Here is a 23190-nt window from a genome sequence, read left to right as displayed (position 1 = left end):
TCCGCAGCCGGACGATACTAACTGCGTGGCAGACCAGTGACGCAATCAACAATCCGAACAACTCGTAAAAATCCGCCGTTCAGGAGGTCGTCATGCATTGCACTAACCGGGCAGTAGCAAACATCGCGCCGCAGTCTTGCAACAAGGCTGGATCCGCCCGCTCGATAATAAAAGGTTTCGTCCTCATGGCCACGATCGTCGCATCCCAAGCCGCTCCTCAGGCGTTCGCGCAAACGCAGACACCGGCCGCCGTTCCCGCCGATGGTGTCTACGACATGCTCGTCGGCACGTACACCGGCGGCAAGAGCGAAGGCATCTACGTCTACCGCTTCGACACGAAGACCGGCGAAGCGACGCCGCTGTCGTCGGTACGCACCGTGAACCCGTCGTACCTCGTCGTAAGCAGCGATCGCCGGCATGTGTACTCGGTCAACGAGCTGCCCGGCGACAACGGTCCCGCATCGCAGCGCGGAGGCATCAGCGCATTCGGTTTCGATCCGCAGAGCGGGCAGCTCACTTTTCTGAACAAGGTCTCATCGGAAGGAAACGATCCGTGCTATCTGAGCCTGTCGCCGGACGGCAAATATCTGCTGACCGCGAACTACTCGGTCGCGGCCGATCCGGGCGGCAGCTTCTCGGTGTTTCCGTTGCAGCCCGATGGCCAGGTCGGCGCGTCCGTGCTGAACGTGCATCACGAAGGCGGCGGTCCGGTGAAGGGACGCCAGGACAATTCGCACGTGCACTCCACCGTGTTCTCGCCGGACGGTCATTATCTGTTCACGCAGGACCTCGGCGCCGACAAGCTCTATTCGTATCGCTACACGCCCGACGGTAGCCGCGGCCTGTTCGGTCCGACCGAAGTGCGCTACACCGACGTGAAGGCGGGCACCGGTCCGCGTCACCTGATATTCGATGCCGATGGCCGACATGCGTATCTGACGAGCGAACTCGCGGCGACGGTCAGCGTGTTCGATTACGCCGATGGCCGGTTGAAGCTCGTGCAGGTGTTGCCGCTGGCGGCGCCTGGGTTCAAGGGGGCGCTTGGTGGATCGGCGATTCATATGTCGCCGGATGGACGCTTCCTGTACGCGAGCAATCGCGGCGACGCGAACGAGATCGTCATCTACGCGGTCGATGCGTCGAACGGTCATCTGAAACTGGTCGGACGCCAGTCGAGTCTCGGCAAGTCGCCGCGCGAATTCACGATCGATCCGACCGGGAAATGGCTGATCGTCGGCAACCAGAACAGCGACACCGCCTATGTGTTCCGGCGCGATGCGCAGACTGGCTTGCTCGAACCGAATCCGAAGCGGCTCGATATCGGTTCGCCGGTCGACTTCAAGCTGGTGTCGCCGTCGTGACCGGGCGTTGCTGCCGAGGGTAGCGCAACGAGAGTGGACGGCGAGCCCGCCGTCCGCTTCGCTTATTCAGCCGGTCCAGGCGCCAGTACTTCGCGGCTGCCGTTGATGCCCATCGACGACACCAGTCCCGCCGCTTCCATCTGCTCGACGAGTCGTGCCGCGCGGTTGTAGCCGATGCGCAGTTGCCGCTGCACCGACGAGATCGACGCACGCCGCGTGCGCACGACGAACGCGACCGCTTCGTCGTACAGCGGATCGGCTTCCGCATCGGGCGCGTCGCCGAACAGGTCCTGCGTCGCGCCTTCGGTCGCCGGGCCGTCGAGGATGCCTTCTTCGTACTGCGGTTCGCCGAACTGCTTCAGATACTCGACGATCCGATGCACTTCCTCATCGGCGACGAACGCGCCGTGCACACGCTGCGGGTAACCCGTGCCGGGCGGCAGGAACAGCATGTCGCCCTGGCCGAGCAGGGACTCCGCGCCCATCTGGTCGAGGATCGTGCGCGAGTCGATTTTCGACGACACCTGGAACGCGACGCGCGTCGGAATGTTCGCCTTGATGAGGCCGGTGATCACATCGACCGACGGACGCTGCGTCGCGAGAATCAGATGGATGCCGGCCGCGCGCGCCTTCTGCGCGAGCCGCGCGATCAGCTCTTCGATTTTCTTGCCCGCGACCATCATCAGGTCCGCGAGTTCGTCGATCACGACGACGATCATCGGCAGTTTCGCGAGCGGTTCGGGCGCATCGGGTGTCAGCGAGAACGGATTGCCGAGCTTCTTGCCTGCGGCATTCGCGTCGCGGATCTTCTGGTTGAAGCCCGCGAGATTGCGCACGCCGACCGCCGACATCAACCGGTAGCGCTTTTCCATTTCGCCGACGCACCAGTTCAACGCGTTCGCGGCGAGCTTCATGTCGGTGACGACCGGTGCGAGCAGATGCGGAATGCCCTCGTACACGGACAGTTCCAGCATCTTCGGATCGATCATGATGAGGCGCACGTCCTCGGGCGCCGCCTTGTACAGCAGCGACACGATCATCGCGTTGATCGCGACCGACTTGCCCGAACCCGTCGTGCCCGCGACGAGCATGTGCGGCGCTTTCGCGAGATCGGTGACGACCGGATGACCGGTGATGTCCTTGCCCATCGCGATCGTCAGATGCGAAGGCGACTGCTGGTACACGCGGGCTTCGAGAATTTCCGACAGGCGGATCGTCTGGCGTTTCGCGTTCGGCAGTTCCAGGCCCATGCAGGTCTTGCCGGGAATCGTCTCGACGACGCGGATCGACGTGAGGCCGAGGCCGCGCGACAGATCCTTCATCAGCCCGACGATCTGGCTGCCGCGCACGCCGAGCGCGGGCTCGACTTCGAAGCGCGTGATCACCGGTCCCGCCGATGCGCCGACCACCGTCACCGGCACCTTGAATTCCTGCAGACGCTGTTCGATCAGCGCGCTGGTTTCGGCGAGCCGTTCGTCGGAGACCGGCTCGACGTCGGTCGATGCGCGTTCGAGCAGATCGAGCGACGGCAGTTCGACCGATGATGCGGCCGGCGCGTGGAACTCGAAGCTCGTCGGCGAGTGGCCGAGGGGAGGGCGGGCGGTGAGGTCGGCGGCGGGCTCGGCGCCGGTGTTCGACGATGCGTGGCCTGGTGCTGCGGGCGTTACCTCGACGTCGACAGGCGGCAGGCCGGGGAAGCGGACTACGTTCGACGGCGCTGACGTGTGCGTGGGGACGGCGGTGTCGTCAGGTTCGACGTACGTCGTCGCGGGCTGTTCGCGCGTGTGGGTTGGCGGGGTCGCGCCGTTGCTCTGCCCGGCATCGACAACTGGCGACGTCTGCGAGCCGGTCGTCGGGTAGTGGGTGCGAGGCTCGTCGGCCGTGTGATGCGATGTGTGCGACTCGGCGTCGGTCGATGCAGCAGCGGGCGCCGGGGTGGGTATCTCCCATGGTGGCGTAGAGACTGGCTGCTGTGCAGGAACCGACTGAGCGACCGCAGCTGCCGACGTCGCATCCATCACAGCCGCGAGCATCGAGACCGGCTCGGCTCGTTGCAACGACGGCGGCAAAGGTGTGGGAGTGGCGTCATGCGCAACGACGCCGGTGTCGGGCAGCGGCGTATGCGATGGTGCGACGGGTGTGTCGGTCGGTACGGATGCTTCGACCGGCGCATCGATTTGCGACTGCGGCGTGATCGTTCCAGAAGCATGTGCCGCATCGGTCATCGATGCGACAGACGACGCGACGCCCGCCATCGCGGCAACCGATGCAACAGGGTCCGGCGCTGCGAAGGGAACGTCGGGCGATACAGCGCCCGCAGCGGTTGTAGCGAACGCATTCTGGTCGCCGACAGTCGGCACGGCAGTGGCAGGAATCGTCGCGGCGGGCGCATCGATACTCGCCGCGTCTGCGTGGGTCGCCGCATCATCCTTCACATGCGAATTCAGATCGAAAGAGGCCGTATCGCTCGCGACAGCCTGAGCGGGCGTAGAACCAACTGCCGCAGCAACGACCGGCACAACAGCACTCGCCACCGTGTCGTTCACCGGACCATCGCCGCTGCGCACGGGCACTGCATCGATACCACTCCCTTCTTGCTCACCCGCCGCACCCTGATCCGCATGACGACGCGCGAGACTCGCGCCCGCAAGCGTGGTCCAGCGTGCGGTGTTCTCTTCGATGCTGCGCAGCGTTTCCTGAACGCTCGGCGGCGGCGTGACGCGCGTGGCGGGCGATGCCGGCGCGACCGTTCGCGTGAATGCGGGCGCGCGCGTCGTGCGAGGTGGCGCACCGGTCGCGTCGCTTCCCATTGCAGGACGTTGCGATGTCTGTAGCGGGACACGCGAAGGCGGCAGCGCATCGCGCGCGGCACTGCCGCTCGGCGCACGCGTGACGTGCTGCCCTTGCGATGGCATCGGCTGCGAAGACGCAGTTGAAGGAGGCAGCGAAGACGATGGCCGGGCAGGCGTCGCCGGCCGCGCGGTCGATGGCGTAGCTTGCGCCATGCGCGCAACGCCGCCGCCGGCAACGCTCGCTACCCCACTGGCCGTCGCACCACGCGCGACGTTGCCCGGATCGCGCAGCCAGCCCGCAGGCGCGACCGGCTCAGTGGGTGTCCATGCACGATCCGCCGACGCCGATGTAGAAGAAGATAAAGATGAGGGTGTAGACCGTACCGTTCCCGGTACCGTAGCGCCGCGCAATACACGCGTGCCTGCGCCGGAACCTGCTGTCGAAGAGGACGGTGAACGCGTCGTATCGCGTGCAGTCACAGGCGGCCGCCACGCAGTCGGTCGCGCATAGCGGCCCTGCGATTTCGGCGCCATCGTGTTGACGGTATTCGTCGCGGGTGCGACGGGAAGACCTTCGTCGGTGCCGCGCCGGTTGCGCGACTCGCCGCTGTCGCGTCGCTTCTTGCCGGCGTTCGAACCGGAGTCCGGGCGGCCCGAGCCAAAACCAAACCCCAGCCCGAACGCCGCATCGGCCCAGGCAGCAACCGAACCCCACCGGAAACCAATCAACCACGGCAAGCTGACGAGCCACAGCGCGAGCATCACAAGCGGCGTGCCGATCTGCCCGAGCAGATGACCTAAGCCGGCAGCCAGCGCGTGTCCGAGTCCGTCGGTGCCGGCGATGCCGAACTTGTCGACGAGTGCCGCCTCGAGCGTGCAGCTCGCGACGAGCACGCACACGAAGCCGAGCCACAGCCGGATCGTGCCGGGGCCGCGCAGCCCGACGCCGCCAGGCAGCATGGCCCTGACGAGACGCCCGAACAAGGGAATGAACCAGACGGCCGATACGCCGAACCAGCCGAAAACTACCGTGTGCATGCTAGACATCAACGAATGGCGGACGCGCGGATGCGCAATCCGTCGAGTTTAAACCGGCGAAGCGACGTGCTTCGATGACACATACCGTGACTGCGCGTCGACGGCGCGCCGCAAGCAATAAACACGGCGAACGCGCGGTGAACAATTCAATCAACACGATGAACAAAAAACGACGAGCGACGCAGGCGACGATGCCGCACGCCGCTCATTGTCTTCACTGTCCACTGCGCGAAAACAGCAGCGTATCGCCGTTCTCGAGCGTCAGTTGAAGTTGCTGCGGCGCGCGCATCTGTACGCCGGTGCGCGCGATGTGTTCGAGTGCGTCGAGATACGCGGGTTCCAGTTCGCCGCCCGGCGTGTGGCATGCCATCCGCGTGCCGGCGAGCAGTCCGAACGACAGCTTGCCATCCTTCAATGCATACGTGCCCATGTAGCGGTTGCAGCCCGAGAAACCATTCGCGCGCCGCTGTCCGGTCGCGGTCGACAGTACCAGCGTCACCGGTTTGCCGTCCGCGTGCGGGATGTCGCGCGGCGAACCGTTCGCCTGGGTCCACGTGGTCAGGTCCCAGCTCGTGTCGTCGAGTAACTGGGTCGCCGCCGGATTGAACGGGTCGGGCAGGGGCGCGGACGCGTCGGTGTGAACCGGCAGCGAACATCCGGCGAGCAGCGCGGCAACGGTCAGCACGGCGAGCGGCGCGATGCGGCGCACGATTCGTGCGGAAGACGTTGAGGGCATGGCGTCGTTCCTCTTCAAACTGGCGAAGGCGTAAGGGTAACGCACTCCGCGTCCCGCACGCGAGCGTCGCCGGGATGCATCGGCTATCGAGTGCCGTATCGACAGGCGCGACTGGCCTTTCGGACGACCGCCGAACGGCGCCGCAGCCGCCTGTACGCGCGTGTTAACATCGCTGACTGAATCGCACTTTTCTCTCATTCCCCACTGGATTTTTCTGGAGACCTCATGCAGATCGGCCAACGGATCGGCACCCCGCTTTCGGCGTCGGCGACGCGCGTCATGCTGCTCGGCGCGGGCGAGCTCGGCAAGGAAGTGATCGTCGCGCTGCAACGGCTCGGCGTCGAGGTGATCGCGGTCGATCGTTATGCCGATGCGCCGGGCCACCAGGTCGCGCATCGCGCGCACGTGATCGACATGACCGACGCCGCCGCGCTGCGCGCGCTCGTCGAGTCGGAGAAGCCGCATCTGATCGTGCCCGAGATCGAGGCGATCGCCACCGACGCACTCGCCGCGATCGAAGCCGACGGCCTCGCCGAAGTGATCCCGACCGCGCGCGCGACGCAACTCACGATGAACCGCGAAGGCATCCGTCGTCTCGCCGCCGAAGAACTCGGCCTGCCGACGTCGCCGTACGCGTTCGCCGATTCGCTCGACGAACTGCGCGCGGGTATCGCGAAGGTCGGCTATCCGTGCGTCGTGAAGCCGGTGATGTCGTCGTCGGGCAAGGGGCAGTCGGTGCTGAAGAGCGATGCCGACGTCGAGCACGCCTGGCAGTACGCGATGGCGGGCGGACGCGTGAATCACGGCCGCGTGATCGTCGAGGGCTTTATCGATTTCGAATACGAAATCACGCAGCTGACCGTCCGTGCCATCGACCCCGCCACCGGCGAGATTGCCACGTATTTCTGCGATCCGATCGGCCACGTGCAGGTTGCTGGCGACTACGTCGAATCGTGGCAGCCGCAGCCGATGAGCCAGCTTGCGCTCGAACGCGCGCGCGAAGTCGCGCACAAATCGACCGAGGCGCTCGGCGGGCGCGGTCTCTTCGGCGTGGAACTTTTCGTGCGCGGCGATGACGTATGGTTTTCGGAGGTCAGTCCGCGTCCGCACGATACGGGCCTCGTTACGCTGTGCACGCAGAGGCTCTCGGAGTTCGAACTGCATGCACGTGCGATTCTCGGTCTGCCGGTCGATACGTCGCTGCGCTCGCCGGGTGCGTCCGCGGTGATCTACGGCGGGCTCGACGAAGCGGGCATCGCGTTTGAAGGCGTCGCGCAGGCGCTGGCCGTGCCGGGCTCCGACTTGCGGCTGTTCGGCAAGCCGGAGAGCTTCGTCAAGCGGCGGATGGGCGTCGCGCTCGCGAGCGGTGCGAATGTCGATGAGGCGCGGGCGCGCGCAAAGCAGGCAGCGGCGGCAGTGCGTCCGGTGTCGGCGGGGTGAGTGGTGTTATCTGTCGATTAAGCAGGCAAGAAGGTGGACCGATTCGCACGTCGTTTTGTCGTGCGGATCAAGAGAGGTAATCATGAAGCAGCAACCACAGACATCGTTGCATTCGGGTTCGGATGATCGCCGTGGCCGCGTCGGCCTCATCGGTCGCGCAGGCGTATTCGCGACGTTGGCCGCGTTATGCGTCGGGCTGAGCGGCTGCGGGCTGGCCGCCGCGCCGTGCCGCGTCGCATCGGCGGGATTGAAGATCGTGCCGCTCGTCGGTCACGTCGCCGCCGCGCCGACCGATGCGTGCGCGGACGTGATCGATCCGTAAGCAGAACGATCGCGTCATTCCTGTCAGGCCCACCACGGAGCAGAAAACGCAATGAAGAAACGGCAGGTCACCGCATCAGGCGCAACGGAAGTCATCGCGCGGACGTTTATCGCTGCGTCGCTGTTCACGGTCGCGGCGATCGGCACCATCGGCGCAATCAGTAGCGCATCCGCCGCGCCGCTGCATCTCACCGACATCCAGACGAAAAACCGCCAGACGCAGCAGTACACCTGCGCGACCGGCAAGATCCTGCACGTCACGTATTGGAACACTGCGAACGGACAGAGCTTCGCGTTGCTGCCCGTCGACGGGAAGACGCTGCTGTTCGTCAATACGCTGTCGGCGTCGGGGGTGAAATATCAGGCGGGCAGCTACACATGGTGGACCAAGGGACCGCGCGCCGACCTGTACGACGCGACCGCCGGCGACAACGCACCGCCGGTGTTGTCCGACTGCATCACGCTGGTTCGCTAGCGACCTTCGACAATCGCGCGGGCCTGCGCTCCAGGCCGCAACGGCTATCTCGCGATTCGTCTTCTTCACCCTCCCTCTGTCGTTCATGTGACGACGCAGCGCATGCCGCTGCACACGTCACATGAAGTCGCCCGCCTGCGCACATCTTTCCGCACCAGGGAGTAAGCTGTGTTCCGGCGCCGCGAGGCGCATGCGAGCAGGCGTTCGCATGCGCCTCGCGCGACATCGCCCCCTGCGAATGTTCTTTCCCGGAACCCCTCGCGCAGGCACGCTGCCTGCGTCTGTCCGTCAAAGCGAGACTCTCCATGAAAGCATCGGATCTATTCGTCAAGTCGCTGGAAGCCGAAGGTGTCGAGTACGTGTTCGGCATCCCCGGCGAAGAAAACCTGGATCTGCTCGAGTCGCTGCGGCGCTCGAAAATCAAGCTCATTCTCACGCGTCACGAACAGGCTGCCGGTTTCATGGCGGCGACTTACGGCCGGCTCACCGGACGCACCGGCGTCTGTCTGTCGACGCTCGGCCCAGGCGCGACGAATTTCGTGACCGCGGCGGCTTACGCGCAACTGGGCGGCATGCCGATGCTGATGGTCACCGGCCAGAAGCCGATCAAGACCAGCAAGCAGGGGCACTTCCAGATCGTCGACGTGGTGCGGATGATGGAGCCGCTGACCAAGTACACGCGGCAGATCGTGTCGATCGGCAATATTCCGGCGACGGTGCGCGAAGCGTTCCGCCAGGCCGAGGAAGAACGCCCCGGTGCCGCGCATCTGGAGCTGCCCGAGGACGTCGCCGATGAAGAAGGCGACGGCAAACCGATTCCGAAAAGCTACAGTCGCCGCCCGGTCGCCGAAGAGAAGGCGATCGCGCACGCAGTCGAGGCGATCGCCGGCGCGAAGCATCCGCTGCTGATGATCGGCGCGGGCGGCAACCGCAAGACCACGACGAAGATGCTGCGCGAATTCGTCGACCAGATCGGCATTCCGTTCTTCACGACGCAGATGGGCAAGGGCGTGATCGACGAATCGCATCCGATGTGGCTCGGCAACGCCACCTTGTCCGACGGCGACTTCGTGCACCGCGCGATCGATCACGCGGACTGCATCATCAACGTCGGTCACGACGTGATCGAGAAGCCGCCGTTCTTCATGCGCGGCGCCGACTCCGGCGAGAAGACCGTGATCCACGTGAACTTCCTCGGTGCGGAAGTCGATCCGGTGTACTTCCCGCAGATCGAGGTGGTCGGCGACATCGCGAACGCGGTGTGGCAGTTGAAGGAAAGCTTGAAGGGCCGCGAGACGCAGTGGGACTTCGCGCGCTTCATCGAGATCAAGCAGCACTTCGACGAGCATCTCGCGAAGGGCCAGCACGACAACCGCTTCCCGATGTACCCGGTGCGCATCGTCAACGACGTGTACAACGCGACGCCGGTCGACGGCATCCTGTGTCTCGACAACGGCATGTACAAGATCTGGTTCGCGCGCTACTACCGCGCGCACGAACCGAATTCGATCCTGCTGGACAACGCACTTGCGTCGATGGGCGCGGGGCTGCCGTCCGCGATCGCGACGAAGATTGTTCATCCCGACCGCAAGGTGATCGCGGTGTGCGGCGACGGCGGCTTCATGATGAACTCGCAGGAACTCGAAACGGCGGTGCGGTTGAAGCTCGATCTGGTCGTGCTGATCCTGCGCGACGACGCGTTCGGGATGATCCGCTGGAAGCAGGAGAACATGAATTTCCCCGACTACGGGATGACGCTGCGCAACCCCGATTTCGTCGACTACGCGAAGAGCTACGGCGCGCATGGTCATCGCGTGACGGCCGCCGACGAGTTCGCGCCGCTGCTGCGCGACTGCTTCGCGACGCCGGGCGTGCACGTGATCGATCTGCCGATCGACTACTCGGACAACGAGCGCGTGCTGAACCGCGAAATCAAGCGGCTGAGCGCGCAGCTCTGAACGCGGTACGAGACTGATTCCATCGCATCAAGGAGAACGTGTCATGTTGCAGAAGACTTACCCGTACTACCTCGCGAACGAGCCGGTGGCGGCGAACACCGATCTCGAAGTCACCGATAAATTCAGCGGCGAAGTCGCGACGCGCGTCGCGCTTGCCGACGCGGCCGCCATCGATAAAGCAATCGCCGCTGCCGTCGATGCAATGCCCGCGATGCGCGCGTACCCACCGTTCAAGCGCCAGGCGGTGCTGGACCACTGCGTGAAACGTTTTCGCGAACGCTACGACGAACTGGCGATGGCGTTGTGCATCGAGGCCGGCAAGCCGATCAACGATTCGCGCGGCGAAGTCACGCGGCTGATCGATACATTCAGGATCGCTGCGGAAGAGTCGGTGCGTATCGACGGCGAGATCATCAATCTTGAAATCTCGCCGCGCGCGAAGGGCTATCACGGCTACGTGAAGCGCGTGCCGATTGGGCCGTGCTCGTTCATCTCGCCGTTCAACTTCCCGCTGAATCTCGCCGCGCACAAGGTCGCGCCGGCGCTGGCCGCAGGCGTGCCGTTCGTGCTGAAGCCGGCGAGTCGCACGCCGATCGGCGCGCTGATCATCGCCGAAGTGCTCGCGGAAACCGATCTGCCGAAGGGCGCGTTCTCGGTGCTGCCCGCGCATCGCGACGGCGCGGATCTGTTCACGACCGACGAACGCTTCAAGCTGCTGTCGTTCACCGGCTCGCCGGCGGTCGGCTGGGATCTGAAGAAGAAGGCCGGCAAGAAGAAGGTGATTCTCGAACTGGGTGGCAACGCGGCGGCGATCGTCGACGGCGACCAGGGCGGCAAGCTTGATTACGTCGTCGACCGGTTGGCGTTCGGTGCGTTCTATCAGTCGGGGCAGAGTTGCATCGGCGTGCAGCGGATTCTCGTGCATGGGTCGCTGTACGATGCGCTGCGCGAAAAGCTGATCGCGAAAACGAAGTCGCTGAAAATGGGCGACCCGAAGGACGAGAAGACTTTCGTGGGCCCGATGATCTCCGAGTCCGAATCGAACCGCCTGGCCGGCTGGATGGAGAGCGCAGTGAAGGCGGGCGCGAAGATCGTCGCGGGCGGGAAGGTGGACGGCGCGATGTTCGAGGCGACGCTGCTCGAGCAGGTCGGACGCGACACCGATCTGTATCGGAAGGAAGCGTTCGGTCCGGTCGCAATTCTCGAACGCTTCGACGATTTCGCCGATGCGCTCGCGACCGTCAACGACAGCGACTTCGGCCTGCAGGCCGGCGTATTCACCGATTCGCTCGCGCACGCGCACGCCGCGTGGGACACGCTGGACGTGGGCGGCGTCGTGATCAACGACGTGCCGTCGTTCCGCGTCGACAACATGCCGTATGGTGGTGTGAAGGACTCGGGGCTGGGCCGCGAAGGGGTGCGCTACGCGATTGAGGACATGACCGAGCTGCGCCTGATGGTGATGCGCGAGACCTGGTAGCTCCGGGGCGGCAGCAGTATCGCAGGGAGGCTCCGGCCGCCTTGCCGGGCCCGTGCGGCGGGGTGCTTGCCCGTCGCACGGGCGTTTGCATTGGGGTGCTACAATACCGGCCTTTCCGGCGGGTATTGGTTTGTATCGCCGCCGGCCGGAGCCGGCCGTCACCGTAGCCTGCAGTTTCCACGGTCCCCGCGCGCGTATTGAGACATGCAGAGAACATGCAAGGCATGTCTGTCGCAGCGCACGACCCCATGCAGGGCCGCGTACGGTAATCGTGGCTCCGCCTTCATCACAATGCCTCTGCGGCTTTCCGGCCGCTGCCGCGCGCATCGCGCGAGCGCATTTTTAGCGAAAGCCACCATGTCCGACACAGACGTCACGCCCAGCAACGCGACTTTCGACCAGTTTGGTCTATCCGCCGACATCCTGAAGGCGATCGCCGAGCAAGGCTACACGACGCCCACGCCTATCCAGGCCCAGGCGATTCCCGTCGTGCTGTCCGGGCGCGACGTGATGGGCGCCGCCCAGACCGGCACCGGCAAGACGGCGAGCTTCTCGCTGCCGATCATCCAGCGGCTGCTGCCGCTCGCGAGCACGAGCGCATCGCCGGCACGCCATCCGGTGCGCGCGCTGATCCTCACGCCGACCCGCGAACTCGCCGACCAGGTCGCCGCCAACGTCGAGGCTTACGCGAAGCACACGCCGCTGCGCAGCGCGGTCGTGTTCGGCGGGGTCGACATGAATCCGCAATCCGAGGCGCTGCGGCGCGGTGTCGAAGTACTGATCGCGACGCCGGGCCGGCTGCTCGATCACGTGCAGCAGAAAACCGCGAACCTGGGCCAGGTGCAGATGCTGGTGCTCGACGAGGCCGACCGGATGCTCGACATGGGCTTCCTCCCCGATCTGCAGCGCATCCTGAACCTGCTGCCGAAAGAGCGTCAGACGCTGCTGTTCTCGGCGACGTTCTCCGGCGAAATCAAGAAGCTGGCCGCGACCTACCTGCGCAATCCGCAAACCATCGAAGTCGCGCGCAGCAACTCCACCGCGACCAACGTCACGCAGACCGTCTACGAAGTGGCGGAAGGCGACAAGACCGGCGCGGTCGTGCAACTGATCCGCGAGCGCAGCCTGAAACAGGTTCTGGTGTTCTGCAACAGCAAGATCGGCGCGAGCCGCCTCGCGCGCTCGCTCGAAAAGAGCGGCGTGGTGGCGACCGCGATTCACGGCGACCGTACCCAGAACGAGCGGATGCAGGCGCTCGACGCATTCAAGCGCGGCGAGATCGAAGCACTGGTTGCAACCGACGTCGCCGCGCGCGGGCTCGACATCGTCGAACTGCCGACTGTGATCAACTTCGATCTGCCGTTCAGCGCGGAAGACTACGTGCACCGGATCGGTCGTACCGGGCGCGCGGGCGCATTGGGTGACGCACTGTCGCTGTGCAGCCCGAACGAACGCAAGCAGCTCGCGGACATCGAGAAGCTGATCAAGCGGCCGCTCGACGTGGGACATCTGACGGTCGAAGCGCCGGTGCGGCATCACGAGGAGCGCGGCTCGTCGAATGGTCGCCGCGACGGGCGCGAGGGTCGTGAAGGCCGCGACGACCGGTCGGTGCGCCGGCGTTCGGGCGGTCCGTCGTTCGATCGTCCGCATACGCATCGCCAGCAACCGGTCGACGAGTTTTTCCTGAAGCCGTATGAGCCGTCGCCGACGGCTCGCAAGGCCGATGACGATGCGGCCGATTCGTCCGCGCAGTCGCAGTCGCAGAAGACCACGAAGCAGCCGCTTGCCGCGCTGCTTGGTGGGTTTGGGATGCCGCGGAAGTCTTCTTCTTCGTCGTAACCCGTTCTGCAAAGAGCCTGAAACAACCTACGCCGTTTCGGGCTCCACGAAGCGCCGTCCCCATGCAGCCGTTGCTGCGCGATAGAACGCGGTCAACGGTGCATCTCCTGTTGTTTTCGTTTCAGTTTCCGTCCCCAGATCCAGATCCAGTCCGAGAAAGCGCGCCGCTTCATGCAGCGCGTCGAGCGGATGCGTCGCGTCTAGCGGTTTCGCGCCGGTCTGTTTGCTGAGTTTCTCGCCGTCGTCGTTGGTGACGACCGGCACATGCAGATACGCAGGCGTCAGTACGCCGAGGCAGTGCTGCAGATAGATCTGCCGTGCGGTCGAATCGAGCAGGTCGGCGCCGCGCACGATGTGCGTGATGTGCGCTTCTGCGTCATCGACAACCACCGCCAGTTGATACGCCCACTGATGATCCGCGCGCAGCAGCACGAAGTCGCCGACCTCGGTGGCGAGATTCTGCGATTGCGGTCCCTGCCAGCGATCGACGAACGACACGGTCGCTTCATTTCCGTTGGAAGCTTCGTCCGGCACCCGCAGACGCCATGCACGAGCAGGCTTGCCGTGCAGACCGTCGCGACAGGTGCCCGGATACGCGAGCGTTGTGTGACGCGCGTGCGCATGCAGCAGCGAATCGGCGATTTCTTTGCGCGTGCAGCCGCACGGATAGACGAAGCCCGCGTCCTTCAACTGGTCGAATGCCTGTGCGTATTGCGCGCTGCGTGCGCTTTGCCAGACGGGCGGCTCGTCGGCTTCCATACCGAAGCGGGCGAGCGTCGCGAGGATGTCTTCCGCTGCGCCCGGCACCGTGCGCGGTGCATCGACATCCTCGATCCGCACGAGCCACGTTCCGCCATGCGCGCGTGCATCGAGCCAGCTCGCGAGCGCGCTGACGAGCGAGCCGAAATGCAGCGGTCCGGTGGGGGATGGCGCGAAGCGTCCGCGATACGGGGATGTCATGGGTTCAACTGACGCGACGCATGGCCGCCGCACGCGGAAACGCGATAACGGCGACGACAGCTAAGACCATCATGCGGCGCGCGCGGTGTCCCGGTCCGGATGGCACGCGGGACACGTCTTGCCTGGCACATACAGCGGCGACTGCTGCCCGGCCGGGCTGACCACCGCGCGGCAACCGAAGCATTGAACGGTTGCGGTCGGTTCGAGTTGAGGGTTCAGCGCGGTGCGATAGTCGAACACGAAACACTCGCCGTGGTAGTGCGCGCCGCCCACTTCCTCGAAGTATTTCAGAATGCCGCCTTCGAGCTGGTAGACATTCTCGATACCGACTTCCTTCATGTGGATGGCCGCTTTTTCGCAGCGAATCCCGCCGGTGCAGAACGACACGACCGTCTTGCCTTCGAGATCCTCGCGATGCGCATCGATCACCGCCGGAAACTCGCTGAATTTTGTGATGCGGTAATCGAGCGCGTTGTCGAACGTGCCGACGTCGACTTCGAATGCATTGCGCGTATCGAGCATCACGACCGGCCGGCCCGCGTCGTCATGGCCGCGATCGAGCCATGCCTTGAGCGTCGGCGCATCGACGGCCGGGGCGCGGCCCAGCTCGGGCCGGATCGCCGGCTTTTTCATCGTGATGATTTCGCGTTTGAGCTTGACGAGCATCCGGCGAAACGGCTGCTTGTCCGACAGGCTTTCCTTGAACTGCAGCGTCGCGAATTTGCCTTCGAACAGCGGATCGTGGCGCAGGTAGTCGATGAACGCGTGCGCGTTGTCGGGCTCGCCGGCGACGAACAGGTTGATACCTTCGGGCGCGAGCAGGATCGTGCCGCGCAGGCCGAGCGACGCGCAGCGTTCGGCGACGAGCGGACGCCATTCGGCGGTCGCATCTAGGGTGACGAAGTAATACGCGGCGAGATTGACGATACTCATGATGGTCCGGCGATAGAACGGCCGGCGGCCCGGGCGGGGGCGGTGCCGGCGAAAAGATTCGAAACCGTATTATCGCTCAAGCGGCGGGTGGTCCGGACCTGGCCGAACGGCCGATGGTGGCGCACAACCGTGCAGCACAGGCGCATGGCGGCGTTGCGCAAACACGGCCACTTCGAAGCACCCTGGCCGGACGGCCAAAGCCGTGTTTGCGGAGCGAATCTTCGGCGGGGCGGTTGTACAATGACGCCCATGTCAGAACCTCGCTTCGTCCATCTCCGCGTTCACTCCGAATTCTCGATTGCCGACGGCATCGTGCGCCTCGACGACATCGTCGCGGCCGCGGCCAAAGACGGTCAGGGCGCGCTCGCGCTCACCGATCTCGGCAACGCATTCGGCCTCGTCCGTTTCTACACCGAAGCTCGCAGCAAAGGGGTCAAACCCATCGCGGGCTGCGATGTGTGGATCACCAATCCTGCCGACCGCGACAAGCCGTCGCGTCTGCTGCTGCTCGTCAAGGACAAGCGCGGCTATCTGAACCTGTGCGAACTGCTGTCGAAAGCGTGGCTCACGAACCAGTATCGCGGCCGCGCCGAAGTCGAAGCGGAATGGCTCGAGGGTGGGCTGGCCGAAGGGCTGCTCGCACTGTCGGGTGCGCAGCATGGCGACATCGGTCTTGCGTTCACTGCCGGCAACGATGAAGCGGCGAAGCGCAATGCGCTACGCTGGGCGAAAGTGTTCCCGAACGGCTTCTACATCGAGCTGCAGCGCAGCGGTCAGCCGGGTGGCGAAGCGTACGTGCAACAAGCGGTTGCGCTTGCCGCGTCGCTGAAGCTGCCGGTCGTCGCGACGCATCCGCTGCAATACATGACGCCGGACGATTTCACCGCGCACGAAGCGCGCGTGTGCATTTCCGAAGGAGACATGCTCGCGAATCCGCGACGCCAGAGACGCTTTACGACCGAGCAGTATTTCCGCAGCCAGGACGAGATGACGGCGCTGTTCGCCGATCTGCCGTCGGCGGTTGCAAACACGGTCGAAATCGCGAAACGCTGCAATCTCACGCTCGAACTCGGCAAGCCGAAGCTGCCGCTGTTCCCGACGCCGGACGGCATGTCGCTCGACGACTACCTCGTGCAACTGTCGAAAGACGGCCTCGAGACGCGTCTCGCACAACTGTTCCCCGACGAAGCCGAGCGCGCGCGGCAACGCGACACGTACTACCAGCGGCTCGAGTTCGAGTGCGGCACGATCATCAAGATGGGCTTCCCCGGCTACTTCCTGATCGTCGCGGACTTCATCAACTGGGCGAAGAACAACGGCGTGCCGGTCGGACCGGGCCGGGGGTCGGGCGCGGGTTCGCTGGTCGCGTATGCGCTCGGCGTCACCGACCTCGATCCGCTGCGCTACAACCTGCTGTTCGAACGGTTCCTGAATCCGGAGCGGGTGTCGATGCCCGACTTCGATATCGACTTCTGCCAGGCCGGCCGCGATCGCGTGATCCACTACGTGAAGGGCAAGTATGGCGCGGACGCGGTATCGCAGATCGCGACGTTCGGCACGATGGCCGCGAAGGCCGCGGTGCGCGACATCGGCCGCGTGCTCGATCTCGGCTACAACTTCACCGACGGCATCGCGAAGCTGATCCCGTTCAAGCCCGGCAAGCACGTGACCATCGCCGACGCGATGAAGGAAGAACCGCTGTTGCAGGAGCGCTTCGACAACGAAGACGAAGTGCATCAGCTGCTCGAACTCGCGCAGCGCGTCGAAGGCCTCACGCGTAACGTCGGCATGCACGCGGGCGGTGTGCTGATCGCGCCCGGCAAGCTGACCGATTTCTGTCCGCTGTACACGCAGGGCGACGAAGGCGGCGTCGTGAGTCAGTACGACAAGGACGACGTCGAAGCGGTCGGGCTCGTGAAGTTCGACTTCTTGGGCCTCACCACGCTGACCATTCTCGACTGGGCCGAGCGCTATATCCGCAGGCTCGATCCGTCGAAGGCCGACTGGTCGCTTGCGCAGGTGCCGCTCGACGATCCCGCGTCGTTCTCGATCCTCAAGAAGGCCAACACGGTCGCCGTGTTCCAGCTGGAAAGCCGCGGCATGCAAGGCATGCTGAAGGACGCGCAGCCGGACCGCTTCGAGGACATCATCGCGCTCGTCGCGTTGTATCGTCCGGGCCCGATGGATCTGATCCCGAGCTTCTGCGCGCGGAAGCACGGCCGCGAAGTGGTCGAGTATCCGGATCCGCGCGTCGAACCTGTTCTGAAAGAGACCTACGGCATCATGGTCTACCAGGAGCAGGTGATGCAGATGGCGCAGATTCTCGGCGGCTACTCGCTCGGCGGCGCCGATCTGTTGCGTCGCGCGATGGGCAAGAAGAAGCCCGAGGAAATGGCCAAGCACCGCGAAATTTTCGCGGAAGGCGCGGCGAAGAACGGTCTTACGCGCCAGAAAGCGGACGAAACCTTCGACTTGATGGAGAAGTTCGCGGGCTACGGCTTCAACAAGTCGCACGCTGCCGCGTACGCGCTGCTCGCGTATCACACCGCGTGGCTGAAGGCGCACCATCCGGCGGAATTCATGGCGGCCAATATGTCGCTCGCCATGGACGATACCGACAAGGTCAAGATCCTGTTCGAGGACTGCCGTGTCAACGGAATGGCGGTGTTGCCGCCGGACATCAATCAGTCGGCGTACCGCTTCGAGCCGGTCGCGGAAGCGGACGGTAAGCGGTCTAAGACGATCCGCTACGGCCTCGGTGCAGTGAAGGGCAGCGGCCAGAGCGCGATCGAGGAAATCCTGCGCGCGCGTGAAGACGGCCCTTTCATCGACCTGTTCGATTTCTGCAACCGGATCGACCGGCGCATCGTGAATCGCCGCACGGTCGAGGCGCTGATCCGCGCCGGCGCGTTCGACACGCTGCACGAGAACCGCGCGCAACTCATCGCGTCGGTGTCGCTCGCGATGGAAGCTGCCGATCAGGCAAGCGCGAACGCGCTGCAGGCAGGGCTGTTCGACATGGGCGACGCGCCGTCGCAAGGTCACGAACTGGTCGACGAACCCGCGTGGGCCGAGAAGCGCAAGCTGCAGGAAGAGAAGGCCGCGCTCGGCTTCTATCTGTCGGGTCACCTGTTCGACGCGTACAAGGACGAGGTGCGCCGCTTCGTGCGTCAGAAGGTCGGCGATCTGAAGGAAGGGCGCGACAAGCTGGTGGCCGGCGTGATCGCGTCGCTGCGCACGCAGATGACCCAGCGCGGCAAGATGCTGATCGCGCTGCTCGACGACGGCACTGGTCAATGCGAAGTCACCGTGTTCAACGAACAGTTCGAAGCGAACCGCGCGCTGTTCAAGGAAGACGAACTGCTGGTCGTGCAGGGGCAGGCACGCAACGATGCGTTCACCGGCGGCATTCGCTTCACGGTCGACACCGTGATGGACCTCGAACGCGCGCGCAGCCGTTACGCGCAGGCGGTGAAGGTGCAGATGAACGGCAATGCGGATGCGGGCGCGTTGCGTCGCGTGCTGGAAGCGCATTGCGCGGGGCCCGACGTGGCACCGGTTGCGGTTGCTGCGCCCAGTGCGTCGCGTGGGGGTAACGGTGGCGGAAACGGCGGCAACGGACGCGGCGGTTACGGCGGTGGCGACCGGCAGCGTGCGCCGGTGCATATTCCATCCGGCCTCACGGTGCAGGTCGTCTATCGCAGCGAGCACGCGGAGGGCGAAGTGCGCCTCGGCGACGCATGGCGCGTCAAGCCCACCGACGAACTACTGGCCGCGCTGCGCGGCGAGTTCGCGGGTAGCTCGATCGAGATCGTGTATTGAGTTGTGGGAGCGGCCGGGGTCAGCCGCGCCGTGTATCGTGCAGATGCCCGAGCTTCACGAAACGGTAGTAGACGGTCTGCGCGTTGAACAGCGCGATCATGAAGCCGGTGCGGCCGTCGAGAAATCCACCGCGCAGCAGGTAGGTGCGCACGAACGCCCACGCTGCGCGCGGTAACGCCTTCGCGAGACCGCCGCGCTTGCCGGCCGCGTAGCGTTGCTGCGCGCCGGCAGTCGAATATGCGTCGAGCTTGCGCAGCACGGTCTCGAAGTCTTCGTACGAGTGATGTAGCAGCTTGCCCGCGAGACGCGCCGACGGGCCGTCGTACACGAGCCGTTCGTGGACGAGGTCGTCGGAAAAGCGTGCGGACCCGCGGCGGAACAGCCGTGCAATCCAGTCCGGATACCAGCCGCTGTGACGCACCCATTGGCCGCAAAAGCTCGATAGACGATCGACCGTATAGATGTCCGCGGCGGGCGCGACAATAGCTGCGCGGATCGATGCGGCGAGTTCAGGCGAAACGATTTCGTCGGCGTCGATCGACAGTACCCAGTCGGTGTCGAGCGCGTCGAGTGCGCGGTTTTTTTGCGGGCCGAAGCCCGGCCAGTCCGTGTGTTCGATCACGACGGCGTGATGGCGCCGCGCGATGTCGACGGTGGCGTCGGTGCTGCCGCTGTCCACGACGACGATCCGGTCCGCGAACGCGACGGCCGCGAGACATTCGGCGAGGCGCTTTGCCGCGTTTTTCGTGATAATCGCGACGCCGAGGGTGGGCTCTTTCATGCGGTTGGCGGAGAAGGGGCAAAAAGCCGGGTGGTACAAGCGAGTTGCCGAAGTATACACAGCACGCGCGCCGCACCGCGCCACGCGAAGCCCCGCGAGCGGGTTCTGCAGACCGCCCGTGCGACCGTTTACAATGCTGTTTCGATTTTTGCCGTGCCTCCGTCCGTCGGGCGGACCTTCACCTGCATTTCCAGAGGATTCCTTGAGCGCGAAGCCCACGTTAAGCAAGACCATCGGCGGAACCGGAGACGCATCGTCGCCCGCCGTCGTGCTTCGGCGTCTGTGGCCGTACATGAAGCCGCTGCTGTGGATCATCATTGCCGGCGTGCTGTCGATGGGTGTCGTCGCCGCGACCGAGGCCGGCATTCCGGCGCTCCTCAAGCCGCTGCTCGACCATGGCTTCGGCACGAAGGGCAGCCCGGCCGCGAGATGGATCGTGCCCGCCGCCGTGATCGGCCTCGCGTTCGTGCGCGCGGGATCGCAATACGCGTCCGGCTATCTGCTGCAGTACGTATCGAACCGTATCCTGCTCGACCTGCGCATCAAGATGTTCGAGCGGATGATTCACACCGGCGTCGGCTTTTTCCAGCGTGAGACCGCGAGCACGGTCATCAACGCGATCGTGTTCGAGGTCAACAACATCCTCAACGTGCTGATCAGTGTGATGGTGACGCTGGTGCGCGATTCGCTGACCGTGCTGTTCCTGCTCGGCTATCTGTTCTATCTGAACTGGCGGCTCACGCTGATCGTCGCGGTGCTGCTGCCGAGCATCGGCTGGATGGTCGGCAAGATCAACCGGAAGCTGCGCCGGCTGAACCGCGAATATCAACTGCTGACCAACCAGCTGTCGTACATCGTCGAAGAGACGGTCGCCGGCTACAAGGTCGTCAAGGTGCACAACGGCGAGCCGTACGAAATCGGCCGCTTCAACGAGATGAGCCGGCGGCTGCGCGGCTACTCGATGCGGATGACGGTGTCGGGTGGGCTCGCGCAGCCGCTCACGCAGTTTCTTGCGTCGATCGCGCTGGCCGTCGTGATCGGCATCGCGGTCGTGCAGTCGTCGCACGATCAGACCACCGTCGGCGGTTTCGTCGCGTTCATCACCGCGATGCTGCTGATCGTCTCGCCGCTCAAGCATCTGATGGACGTGAACCAGCCGCTGCAACGCGGGATGACCGCGGCCGAGTTGATCTTCGGGCTGATCGACGAGCCGCTCGAACCGGAGGGCGGTGGCGTTGCGCTCGAGCGTGCGTCGGGCCACATCGAATTCCGCGACGTGTCGTTCATGTACGGCGAGAGCAGCCGGCAGACGCTCGACAGCGTGTCGTTCAAGATTGCGCCGGGCGAGATGGTCGCGCTCGCGGGGCCCTCGGGCGGCGGCAAGACCACGCTCGTCAATCTGCTGCCGCGCTTCTTCGATCCGAGCGGCGGCGAGATTCTCGTCGACGATGTCGCGCTGCCCGAGTACAAGCTGCACGACCTGCGCGACCAGATCGCAATGGTCAGCCAGGACGTCGTGCTGTTCAACGACACGATCTCGAACAACGTCGCCTACGGCCAGGCCGCGGACCGCGAGCGCGTCGAAGCGGCACTGCGCGCAGCGAACCTGTGGGACACGGTGCAGGCGATGCCCGAAGGCATGGATACACTCGTCGGCGACAACGGGATGCGGCTGTCGGGCGGTCAACGGCAGCGCCTCGCGATCGCGCGAGCGGTCTACAAGGACGCGCCGATCCTGATCCTCGACGAAGCCACATCCGCGCTCGATTCCGAATCGGAGCGCCACGTGCAGGCCGCGCTCGAAACGCTGATGAAGGGCCGCACGACGCTCGTCATCGCGCACCGGCTGTCGACGATCGAACGGGCCGACCGCATCCTCGTCCTCGACGCGGGGCGGATCGTCGAGCGCGGCAGCCATCGCGAACTGCTCGCGCAGGACGGGCTGTACGCGCATCTTCATCGCATCCAGTTCCAGCAGAATGCAGCGTAACGTCCGCCGCGCGACGGCCCGGCCCATCCGGCACGCCTGCTCATGAAAATCGGCATCTCCAGCAACGCGCTGAAGCATAGCGGCGGACTCGAACGCTACGCGATGGACCTCGTGCGCGGCTTCGTCGCGGCGGGTCTGCGGCCGGCGTTCTTCGCCCGGCAATTCGATCAGGACGTGCCCGAGACCGGCATGGTCGACGCGCACCGGATCAACGTGCTGTTCGTGCCCGGCAAGCTGCGCGACGGCTGGTTCGCGCGCCGTCTGCGTGCCGCGCGCCGGGCTGCGCGAGTCGACGTGCTGATCGGCTGCAATCGAGTCGACATGTCGGAGATCGCAATCTGCGGCGGTACGCATCGCGGTTTTCTGCGCGCGACCGGCCGGCCGCCGACCTGGTCGGACCGTCACCAGATCGAGCTCGAAAGTCGGCAGTATCAAAACGCGCAGGTCGTCGTCGCGCATTCGGATCTGATGCACGACGAACTGCGCACGCTGTACGGCGTCGACGAAGCGAAGATCCGCGTGCTGTACCCGCCGGTCGACGGCGCGCGCTTCAAGCCCGTCGCGGCGCAGAAGCGGGCCGCGCTACGGCATCGCTACGGTTTCGCCGACGACGAGATCGTGCTGCTGTTTCCGTCGAGCAGTCACGAGCGCAAAGGGCTGCCGCTGATCGAAGCCGCGTTGCGCGACCTCGGGCTGCCGGTCGTGCTCGCGGTCGCGGGGCGCGCGCCGCCGCACACGTCGAAGCAGATCCGCTACATCGGCTACGCGAAGGACATCGAAGACTGCTACCGTGCCGCCGATTTCACGATCCTCGCATCGAGCTACGAGCCGTTCGGCCTCGTCGGCATCGAATCGGTGATGTGCGGGACGCCGGTGATCTTCCCGTCGAGCATCGGCTGCGGCAACGCAATTGCCCCGCACGCGAAGTTCATGTTCACCCCCGACGACGTCGCCAGCCTGCGCGACACGATCGTCCGCGCGGTCGAATGGCGGCGCGGTCAGAGCCAGGGGCAGGGCAACGACGTGCCGCAGACCGTCGCGCTCGGCGCGGTCTGTTACGACGCGACGGTACGCGCGCACGTCGACGAACTGCTCGCGCTCGCCAACCGGATCGTTGCGGAACGCTAAATGTTCCAGCGCGTCCAGGCGCATCCCATCGCGCACCGCAACTGACGCACACCCCCCGCTCGTACCTTACAGACGCTTGCCCGGCAAACGTTTCACAAAGTGTCACATGTTATGATTCGCGCCTGTTAGTTCGGTC

Annotated in this window: 15 protein-coding genes; 10 read left to right on the top strand and 5 right to left on the bottom strand. The window is 65.0% G+C overall.

Annotation, left to right across the window (positions count from 1 at the left end):
• The first annotated feature begins 92 nt into the window (after positions 1-92).
• The gene (locus E1748_RS28580) at positions 93-1361 is read left to right on the top strand and encodes a lactonase family protein (RefSeq protein ID WP_133650668.1); all 1269 of its coding nucleotides are present in this window, start codon (positions 93-95) and stop codon (positions 1359-1361) included.
• Positions 1362-1423: 62 nt separating this feature from the next.
• On the opposite strand, the gene E1748_RS28575 is transcribed toward E1748_RS28580, so the two are convergent.
• Complete coding sequence (locus E1748_RS28575) at positions 1424-5200, bottom strand: FtsK/SpoIIIE family DNA translocase (RefSeq protein WP_420819360.1); 3777 nt, start codon at positions 5198-5200, stop codon at positions 1424-1426.
• 205 nt (positions 5201-5405) lie between these two features.
• On the bottom strand, positions 5406-5927 hold the full coding sequence (locus E1748_RS28570; protein ID WP_133650666.1) for an META domain-containing protein: 522 nt from the start codon (positions 5925-5927) through the stop codon (positions 5406-5408).
• Between the two features lie 225 nt (positions 5928-6152).
• On the opposite strand from E1748_RS28570, the gene purT reads away from it, so the two are divergent.
• The 6 genes from purT (at position 6153) to E1748_RS28540 (ending at position 13440) form a co-directional block, all read left to right on the top strand.
• A complete protein-coding gene (gene purT / locus E1748_RS28565) occupies positions 6153-7367 on the top strand; it encodes a formate-dependent phosphoribosylglycinamide formyltransferase (protein WP_133650665.1) in 1215 nt (404 codons plus the stop codon).
• Between the two features lie 82 nt (positions 7368-7449).
• Positions 7450-7689, top strand: coding sequence for a DUF6726 family protein (locus E1748_RS28560; protein ID WP_133650664.1), 240 nt, complete (start codon positions 7450-7452; stop codon positions 7687-7689).
• 51 nt (positions 7690-7740) lie between these two features.
• On the top strand, positions 7741-8163 hold the full coding sequence (locus tag E1748_RS28555; protein ID WP_133650663.1) for an MliC family protein: 423 nt from the start codon (positions 7741-7743) through the stop codon (positions 8161-8163).
• Between the two features lie 305 nt (positions 8164-8468).
• Positions 8469-10121: an acetolactate synthase large subunit gene (locus E1748_RS28550; protein ID WP_133650662.1), complete on the top strand. Its 1653-nt coding sequence runs from the start codon at positions 8469-8471 to the stop codon at positions 10119-10121.
• Positions 10122-10164: 43 nt separating this feature from the next.
• A complete protein-coding gene (locus E1748_RS28545) occupies positions 10165-11601 on the top strand; it encodes an aldehyde dehydrogenase family protein (RefSeq protein WP_133650661.1) in 1437 nt (478 codons plus the stop codon).
• A 357-nt stretch (positions 11602-11958) separates the two neighbouring features.
• The gene (locus E1748_RS28540) at positions 11959-13440 is read left to right on the top strand and encodes a DEAD/DEAH box helicase (protein WP_133650660.1); all 1482 of its coding nucleotides are present in this window, start codon (positions 11959-11961) and stop codon (positions 13438-13440) included.
• A gap of 27 nt (positions 13441-13467) precedes the next feature.
• Here the strand turns inward: E1748_RS28540 and gluQRS are convergent, their stop codons facing one another.
• A complete protein-coding gene (gene gluQRS / locus E1748_RS28535; protein ID WP_133650659.1) occupies positions 13468-14400 on the bottom strand; it encodes a tRNA glutamyl-Q(34) synthetase GluQRS in 933 nt (310 codons plus the stop codon).
• 69 nt (positions 14401-14469) lie between these two features.
• The gene (locus tag E1748_RS28530; RefSeq protein ID WP_133650658.1) at positions 14470-15333 is read right to left on the bottom strand and encodes a sulfurtransferase; all 864 of its coding nucleotides are present in this window, start codon (positions 15331-15333) and stop codon (positions 14470-14472) included.
• A gap of 240 nt (positions 15334-15573) precedes the next feature.
• Between E1748_RS28530 and dnaE the strand changes: the two genes are divergently transcribed.
• On the top strand, positions 15574-19155 hold the full coding sequence (gene dnaE / locus E1748_RS28525) for a DNA polymerase III subunit alpha (protein ID WP_133650657.1): 3582 nt from the start codon (positions 15574-15576) through the stop codon (positions 19153-19155).
• A 19-nt stretch (positions 19156-19174) separates the two neighbouring features.
• Here dnaE and E1748_RS28520 read toward each other — a convergent pair whose 3' ends face one another.
• On the bottom strand, positions 19175-19936 hold the full coding sequence (locus tag E1748_RS28520; RefSeq protein WP_133650656.1) for a glycosyltransferase family 2 protein: 762 nt from the start codon (positions 19934-19936) through the stop codon (positions 19175-19177).
• Between the two features lie 202 nt (positions 19937-20138).
• On the opposite strand from E1748_RS28520, the gene msbA reads away from it, so the two are divergent.
• Together msbA and E1748_RS28510 are read left to right on the top strand one after the other, a co-directional pair.
• On the top strand, positions 20139-21926 hold the full coding sequence (msbA, locus tag E1748_RS28515; protein WP_133650655.1) for a lipid A export permease/ATP-binding protein MsbA: 1788 nt from the start codon (positions 20139-20141) through the stop codon (positions 21924-21926).
• A gap of 42 nt (positions 21927-21968) precedes the next feature.
• Positions 21969-23054: a glycosyltransferase family 4 protein gene (locus E1748_RS28510; RefSeq protein ID WP_133650654.1), complete on the top strand. Its 1086-nt coding sequence runs from the start codon at positions 21969-21971 to the stop codon at positions 23052-23054.
• The last annotated feature ends 136 nt before the right edge of the window (positions 23055-23190 follow it).

The organism is Paraburkholderia flava (assembly GCF_004359985.1).
GTDB lineage: Bacteria > Pseudomonadota > Gammaproteobacteria > Burkholderiales > Burkholderiaceae > Paraburkholderia > Paraburkholderia flava.
The sequence above is the reverse complement of the archived record's forward strand: the minus strand, read 5'-3'. Positions and strand labels throughout refer to the sequence as shown.